The organism is Bradyrhizobium sp. 87, assembly GCF_023073015.1.
GTDB classification, from domain to species: Bacteria; Pseudomonadota; Alphaproteobacteria; order Rhizobiales; family Xanthobacteraceae; genus Bradyrhizobium; species Bradyrhizobium canariense_D.
Genome location: NZ_JADPIQ010000029.1, coordinates 1 through 2,396 on the forward strand (window position 1 = coordinate 1; position 2,396 = coordinate 2,396).

At 63.7% G+C, this 2,396-nt stretch carries 3 protein-coding genes; all 3 read left to right on the forward strand.

The window, feature by feature from the left end; genetic code table 11:
• Positions 1-445 (forward strand): transposase (locus IVB50_RS08230; protein WP_247295359.1); only part of this gene is annotated, 445 nt, incomplete at its 5' end.
• Entirely contained in the window at positions 442-798 is a 357-nt protein-coding gene (tnpB, locus tag IVB50_RS08235; protein ID WP_247295361.1) for an IS66 family insertion sequence element accessory protein TnpB, read from the forward strand. The genes IVB50_RS08230 and tnpB, both read left to right, overlap by 4 nt.
• 122 nt (positions 799-920) lie before the next feature.
• Positions 921-2,396: IS66 family transposase (locus IVB50_RS08240; protein WP_247295363.1), on the forward strand; the 1,476-nt coding region annotated here is incomplete at its 3' end.

Genomic DNA, 2,396 nt, shown 5'->3' on the forward strand with positions numbered 1-2,396 from the left:
GACCGTTAGGCTTAGAATGGACACAGTGCATACTGCTATCACGGAGCCGGTGCGGCGGCTCGAGGTCTTCACCGGAGCCGGTCGTCGGCGGAAGTGGAGCGACGAGGACAAGGTGCGGATCGTCGCGGAGATCGTGGCGAGTGGCGACTCGGTGTGTTCCGTGGCTCGACGGCATGGATTGTCGCCGCAGCAGCTGTTTGGCTGGCGACGTCAGTTGCGAGAAGCAGCAGGCGGTCATTCCGAAGCTGACGAAGTACAGTTTGTGCCGGCGGTGGTGGACGCAGTGGTACCGGCGCCAAGTGCTCACCGGGAGCGCAAAACGGTGCGCAAGGCAGATAGCGGGATCATCGAGATTGAAGTGGACGGCATCACGATCCGAGCCGGTCGTGGAGCGGATACGGCGATGATTGCGTCGATTGTCCAGGCGCTGAAGGTGAGCCGGTGATCGGTCCGTCAGGTGCGGTCCGGGTGATGGTGGCGACCAAGCCGGTAGACTTCCGCAAGGGCATGGAGGGTCTTGCGACCCTGGTGCGCGAGAGCATGGGTGCAGATCCATTCTCGGGAGCTGTCTATGTGTTCCGGGCCAAGCGGGCGGACCGGATCAAGCTGGTGTTCTGGGATGGAACGGGCCTGTGCCTGTTCGCCAAGAGGCTTGAGGATGGGACCTTCCGCTGGCCGAAGATCGAGGACGGTGTGATGCGCCTGTCGGCAGCGCAATTGTCGGCGCTGCTGGAAGGACTCGACTGGCGGCTTGTGCACGAGGCACGGGGGACGCCGGCGCCAGCGCAGCCCGGGTAGTTGTTGGCAGCGCTGCGGCGAAGTGAATCAGGACCGTCGGATGCGTCGCCAGATGGCGGCGAATATGCTCTGATTTGGCTGTGAGCGACGTCCTGCCTGACGATCCGGAGACGCTGAAAGCGATGCTGCTCGCCGAGCGGTGCGAGAGCGAGCGGCTGCGTCAGATCATCAAGGAATTGCAGCGGCATCGGTTTGGCCGACGGGCAGAGACGCTGCCTGAAGACCAGATGCTGCTGGGCCTGGAAGACGTCGAGCAAGTCGCAGCGTACGGCGAGACGGCACAGGACATCAGTGCACCTGAAGGCCGTGATGCGCGAGCTCGCAAGCGCCGGGGCAACCGTGGCGCCTTGCCGGCGCACCTGCCGCGGATCGAGGTCATCGTCGACATCGAGGACAGAACCTGTCCCTGCTGCCAAGGCGAGTTACATCGGATCGGCGAGGATAGAAGCGAGCGGCTGGACCTGGTCCCGGCGCAGTTCCGGATCCTCGTGACCCGGCGGCCCAAATACGCCTGCCGGGTTTGCGAGGATGGCGTCATGCAGGCGCCAGCTCCGGCTCGGCTGATCGAGGGCGGACTGCCAACGGAAGCAACCGTCGCACAGGTTCTGGTGTCAAAATATGCCGATCACCTGCCGCTCTATCGGCAAGCGCAGATCTATGCCCGCCAAGGCATTGAGCTCGATCGTTCAACGTTGGCGGACTGGGTGGGGCAGGCAGCCTTCCATCTGCGTCCGTTGCATGAGCGCCTCCTAGGCAAGCTTAAGCAACGGCCAAAGCTGTTCGCCGACGAGACGACGATGCCGGTGCTCGATCCCGGCCGTGGGCGCACCAAGACCGGTCAGCTCTGGACCTATGCTGCGGACGACCGGCCGTGGGGCGGCGCAGATCCGCCCGGCGTCGCCTATGTCTATGCCCCCGATCGCAAAGCCGATCGACCGATCGCTCATGTGGCAGGCTTCAAGGGGATTCTGCAGGTCGACGGCTATGCCGGCTATGGCAAGCTCGCCGAGCGTGGCGATGTTCGGCTTGCATTCTGCTGGTCGCACATGCGGCGTAACTTCTACGAGCTTGCCACACCCGGTCCGGCGCCCATTGCGAGCGAGGCGCTCAGGCAAATCGCCGAGCTCTATGCCGTCGAGAAGGACATCCGTGGCCGCAGCGCCGAGGGGCGCCGTCTCGTTCGGCAACAGAAAAGCCGACCGCTGGCGGAAGCGTTCGAACGGTGGCTCCGCGCCAAGCTTGCGCTGATCAGTCAAAAGGGCAAATTGGCAGACGCAATCCGCTATGCGCTCTCACGCTGGGAGGGCCTGACGCGCTTCATCGACGATGGCCGTATCGAGCTCGACAACAACGCCGTCGAGCGCTCGATCCGCCCGATCGCACTCAACCGGAAAAATGCACTGTTCGCTGGCTCCGACGGCGGCGCCGAGCACTGGGCCATCATCGCATCCCTGGTAGAAACTTGTAAGCTGAACGACGTCGATCCCCTTGCCTTCCTGACTGACGCGCTCACCAGGATCGTCAACGGTCACCCAAACAGCGAAATCGATCAGCTGCTTCCCTGGGCCTATCGCGCGCAATCCCTCAAAGCCGTGGCC